This is a genomic window from Streptomyces sp. NRRL S-495 (assembly GCF_000966955.1).
GTDB lineage: Bacteria > Actinomycetota > Actinomycetes > Streptomycetales > Streptomycetaceae > Kitasatospora > Kitasatospora purpeofusca.
This window is the reverse complement of record NZ_JZWY01001039.1, coordinates 1-4,723: the sequence shown is the minus strand read 5'-3', so window position 1 is coordinate 4,723 and position 4,723 is coordinate 1. Positions and strand designations below refer to the sequence as shown.

General features: G+C 74.7%; 5 protein-coding genes. 4 read left to right on the top strand and 1 reads right to left on the bottom strand.

Features of this window, described 5'->3' with window-relative positions; all coding sequences use genetic code 11:
• Window positions 1-72 precede the first annotated feature (72 nt).
• Window positions 73-1,260, bottom strand: coding sequence for an agmatine deiminase family protein (locus VR45_RS38515; RefSeq protein WP_045944611.1), 1,188 nt, complete (start codon window positions 1,258-1,260; stop codon window positions 73-75).
• Window positions 1,261-1,475: 215 nt separating this feature from the next.
• Here VR45_RS38515 and VR45_RS38510 point away from each other — a divergent pair, with 215 nt between their 5' ends.
• The 4 genes from VR45_RS38510 to VR45_RS38495 all read left to right on the top strand — a co-directional run.
• Window positions 1,476-2,117, top strand: coding sequence for a TetR/AcrR family transcriptional regulator (locus tag VR45_RS38510; protein ID WP_078897426.1), 642 nt, complete (start codon window positions 1,476-1,478; stop codon window positions 2,115-2,117).
• A 163-nt stretch (window positions 2,118-2,280) separates the two neighbouring features.
• Entirely contained in the window at window positions 2,281-3,171 is an 891-nt protein-coding gene (locus VR45_RS38505) for a serine/threonine-protein kinase (RefSeq protein ID WP_052709702.1), read from the top strand.
• Complete coding sequence (locus tag VR45_RS43130) at window positions 3,168-3,755, top strand: hypothetical protein (protein ID WP_052709701.1); 588 nt, start codon at window positions 3,168-3,170, stop codon at window positions 3,753-3,755. Before VR45_RS38505 ends, VR45_RS43130 begins: the two co-directional genes overlap by 4 nt.
• Window positions 3,756-3,987: 232 nt before the next feature.
• On the top strand, window positions 3,988-4,723 hold a 736-nt coding region (locus VR45_RS38495), incomplete at its 3' end, for an agmatine deiminase family protein (protein ID WP_045944609.1).

Here is a 4,723-nt window from a genome sequence, read left to right as displayed (position 1 = left end):
GGTGGGTGCTGCGGGGTGGGCGGGGAGCCCCGGCGGCCCGTCTCCGTGGGGAACGGACGGGCCGCCGGGGAGTCAGCGGAGCGGCGGCACGGACGGCTGGGACTGGGTGGCGCAGTGGATGCCGCCGCCGCCGGAGGCGATGTTGTCGATGTCGACCTGGACGATGTCGCGGGTCGGGAACTCGGCCTGGAGGACGGCGCGGGCCCGCGCGTCGGCGGCGGCGTGGCCGAACTGGGGGACGAACACGGCGCCGTTGGCCACGTAGAAGTTGCTGTAGCTGGACAGGAAGTCCTTGCCGAGGTCGCGGCCGCGGATCCGCTTCCGGTCCGGGGCGGGCAGCTCGATCACGGTCAGCGCGCGGCCGCGGGCGTCGGTGGCGGTGCTCAGGGCCCGCTTGGCCTGCTCGTAGACCTTGACCCAGACCTGGTCCGTGCCGGGGCCGGGCCGGTCGAGCAGGACGCGTCCGGGCGCGGTGAAGCGGGCCAGGCAGTCGATGTGAGCGTCCGTGATGTCCTGGCCGGCCACGCCGTCCAGCCAGATCACCTTGTCCATCCCGAGCGTCGTGCGCAGGGCGCGCTCGACCTCGTCCTGGGACATGCCGGGGTTGCGGTTGGGGTTCACCCAGGAGCTGACGGTGGCCAGCAGGGTGCCCTCGCCGTCGGTCTCCAGGGCGCCGCCCTCACCGACGAAGGGGGCCCGGATCCAGTCCACCCCGTACTCGGCGAGGAGGGTGCCCGCGACGGCGGCGTCCTCGGCGTACCGCTGGTAGTAGGGGGTGCCGTCCTTGCCCCAGCCGTTGAAGTTGGTGTCGACGCCGGCGATCGTGCCCGGCCCGACCACGAAGGTCGGCCCGAAGTCGCGGATCCAGAGGTCGTCGTTGGAGATCTCGACCACGGTGATGCGGTAGTAGGCGCCGGGTCCGCAGTAGTAGCGGGCGTCGGCGGCCTGCCCGGGGCGGGCCACCACGACGACCGGTTCGTAGCGGGAGATCTCGTGGGCGAGCTTGGCGATGTCGTCGCGGACGGCCGACAGCTGGGTCCGCCAGACCGAGGGCAGGGCCGGCCAGGCCATGAAGGTGCGGTCGTGCCGGTCGCTCTCGGCGGGCATCCGCAGCAGCGGTGCGGCAGCCGGGGCGGCTTGGGCGGCCGGCGCGGCTTGGGCGGCCCGGGCGGCCGGGAGGGCGGAACCGAGGGCGATCAGGGGTACCGCGGCGGCGCCGAACCGGAGCAGGCCGCGACGCGAGGGGGTGGGGGTGTGCATGTCGCGCTCCCTGGCAGAAGGTGGGAGGTGTGGGGGTTGCCCCGTGAGGGCGGTCCTGTGGGGGGACCCTGTGGGGGGCGGTCCCGTGGGGTTGCCCCGCATCATGCACCGAACTGAAAATTCAGTCAAGCATTTGGTTCAAGGCTTACCGAGAACCCTGAAAGGATCATCAGGAACCTGTCCGACCAGCGAGGAAGCGCGTAGAGTGGGCGCCCATGTCGGACCGTCGGACGGAAATACTCAGAGCCGCCACCCGCGTGATCGCCCGCCGAGGGGTCCGCGGACTGCGGGTGGGCGAGCTGGCCGCCGAGGCCGGCGTGTCCACCTCGCTCATCTACTACCACTTCAGCGACCGGGCCGGACTGCTGCGCCGGACCCTGGACTTCATCAGCGACCGCGCCGACCACTACACCGCCGAGCCGGACCCCGCGCCGCGCACCGAGGACCCCAGGGCCGACCTGGAACAGGTACTGCTGCTGGAGCTCCAGGACACCGTCGACGTACGCGAGAACAGCATCGCCTGGGGCGAGTTGAGGGCCACCGCGGTCTTCGAGCCGGACCTCCGCGAGGATCTCGCGCGGACCACCCACACCTGGGTGCACGATGTCGCCGAACTGCTCGCCCGGGCCGACCCCGGCGGCACCGCCCCGGCCCACGCGGCCGCCGCCGAGCGGCTGACCGCGCTGGTCGAGGGCCTCAGCGTGCGCTGGCACAGCGGCTCGCTGCCGGTCGAGCACGCCCGGCTGCTGCTGCGCGGGGCGATCGGGGCGGAGCTGGACCGGCACGGCCCGCCCGGCCGCGGCGGCCCGGCGGCGGTGGCCGGGGCGGGCTCCGGGGCCGGATTCGGTCGATCCTGACGCAACCTCTAAACTCGGCGGCACCGCGCGTGCCGAACGTCCCTTTCGCGGGTCCGTCCGACCTGCGGCCCGTTCGGTCCCCGGTCCGCTCGGTCCCCGGCCCGTCCGACCCCCGCCCCGGTCGTCCCCCGCCCCGCCCAGCCCGCCGAGAGAGGCAGCCCGCATGTCCGACGACCGATCCCCCTTCGCCACGCCGCCGGTCTTCCAGGAGCTGACCCCGGACGACCCCCGCGAGGTCGGCGGCTACCGGCTGTTCGCCCGGCTCGGCGCCGGCGGCATGGGCCGGGTCTACCTCTCCTACACCCCCGGCGGACGGCCGGTCGCCCTCAAGGTGGTCCGGCCCGAGCTCGCCGAGGACCCGGAGTTCCGGGCCCGCTTCGCCCAGGAGGTGGCCAGCGCCCGGCGGATCCACGGCCTCTTCACCGCCCAGCTGGTCGACGCGGGCGTGGACGCCGTCACCCCGTGGCTGGCCACCACCTATGTGCCGGGCCCGTCCCTGCAGCAGGTGGTGCAGCGCTTCGGCCCGCTCCCGGAACGGACGGTGCTGCTGCTGATCGCCGGCATCGCGGAGGCGCTCCAGGCGATCCACGCCACCGGGGTGGTGCACCGCGACCTCAAACCGGGCAACGTCCTGATCGCCCCCGACGGCCCCAGGGTGATCGACTTCGGCATCGCCCGGGCGGCCGACGCGGGGGCGCTCACCAGTACCGGCCTGCGGATCGGCTCGCCCGCGTACATGGCGCCCGAGCAGGCCACCGGCCGGCCCGCGACCCCGGCCACCGACGTCTACGCCCTCGGCGCCCTGGCCGTGCACGTCGCGACCGGCGCCCCGCCGTTCGGGGACGGCCCGGACCCGGCGACGCTCTACCGGACCGTGCACGAGGAGCCCGACCTCGGGCCGGTCCCGGAGGGCCTGCGCGGACTGCTGCTGGGCTGCCTCGCCAAGCGGCCCGAGGACCGCCCGACCACCGCCGAGGTGATCGCCGCCGTGCGCGAGCACCCGGCCGTCGCCGGGCACCTGCGGTTCGGCGGGGCCTCGGGCGCACCGCGATGACCGCCGCCGTCGCGCTGACGGTCGGCGCCGCGGCGACGGTGCTGCTGCTGGACACCCCGGAGACGGTGGAGGCCGCGACCTCCGAGGACCTGGTGACCGCCACCCCCTTCCCCGGTGCGCCCGCGCCCGGTTCCGCACCGGCCTCCCCGCCGGCCCCGTCCGCACCGGCCCCGTCCGCCACCCCGTCCGCCACCCCGACGCCGGGCGCCGACTACGCCGTCGCCTACCGCGCGGCCGAGCTGACCTCGGCGGACGCCGGCTACGAGTTCGACCTCGCGACCGGCACCGTCGTCCCGGCCGACAGCGTGACCTGGTACCTCGGCCGGGGCGAGAACGAGTTCCTGGTCCCGGAGACCGCCGATTCCTACATCGGCCGGGACGCCGCCCTGGGGGTGGCCGAGTGCGTCAAGGGGCTGAGCAGCCGGCCGACCGGGCGGGTGCCGTTCGGCGCCGTCGGCCCCCGGGGCGCCTTCTGCGTCCGTTCCGCCGACGGCCGGTCGCTCGCCGTGGTCCGGGTGCTCTCCACCGCGGGCACCGAGGGGCCGGTCAGGGTCTCCGTGGACCACTACCGCCGCAACGGCTGAACCCGCCCGCCGCGACGGCCGCACCTGCCCGAAGCCCCCGGCCGGACTGCCCCCGACCGGGGGCTTCGCTCTCCCTCACCGCTTGACTGATTTTTCAGTCAGTGCAACAGTGCAGTTCACGGCGATGCCGGACGACTCGTCCGCCGCCGGTCCGGCTCCGCACCCGGCGCTCCTCCGAGCCCCGCCCCCTCGGCGCCGGACCGAACCGCTCCCAGCCCCACCGGAGTCCACCGTGTCCCACTCCCCCCTCGCCCGTCGCACCGTCCTGCGTTCGCTCGCCGGCGCCGGCCTGATCGCGCTCGGCGCGTCCGGCTGCGCCGCCGTGGACGACCTGGTCGACCCGGCCGCGCCCTCCTCCCCCGCCGCCGAACCGGCCGGAGGCGCACCCGGAGGCGCTCCCGGAGGCAAGTCCGGACAGGGGCGCCGACTCGGCGCCGAGTGGGAGAAGCACGAGCGGACCGTGATGTCCTGGCCCGCCTCCGAGGACGTCTGGGGCGAGCAGCTCGCCGCCGTCCGCAAGGACATCGCCGAGGTGGCACGGGCCATCGGCGAGCGCGAGCCGGTGGTCCTGCTGGTCCGGCCCGGCCAGGAGTCCTCGGCCCGCAACGCTTGCGGCTCCGACGTCGAGCTGCTCACCGTCCCGGTCGACGACCTGTGGGCGCGCGACACCGTGCCGGTGTTCGTCGAGGAGGGCGGCAAGGTCAAGGGCGTCGACTTCAACTTCAACGGCTGGGGCCGCAAGCAGCAGCACGCCAACGATGCCGAGGTGGCCCGCGGCGTCCTGGCCAAGTACGGGATCGAGCGCGTGGAGACCCGACTGGTCGCCGAGGGCGGCTCCTTTGAGACCGACGGCCGGGGCACCCTCCTCATCACCGAGAGCTCGATCGTCAACGACAACCGCAATCCCGGAATGAGCCGCGACCGGATCGAGGCCGAGCTCAAGCAGCTGCTCGGCGTCACCAAGATCG

Coding starts and splice junctions, on each gene's coding strand:
- VR45_RS38515 (WP_045944611.1), bottom strand. CDS start 1,260: ATGCACACCCCCACCCCCTCGCGTCGCGGCCTGCTCCGGTTCGGCGCC.
- VR45_RS38510 (WP_078897426.1), top strand. CDS start 1,476: ATGTCGGACCGTCGGACGGAAATACTCAGAGCCGCCACCCGCGTGATC.
- VR45_RS38505 (WP_052709702.1), top strand. CDS start 2,281: ATGTCCGACGACCGATCCCCCTTCGCCACGCCGCCGGTCTTCCAGGAG.
- VR45_RS43130 (WP_052709701.1), top strand. CDS start 3,168: ATGACCGCCGCCGTCGCGCTGACGGTCGGCGCCGCGGCGACGGTGCTG.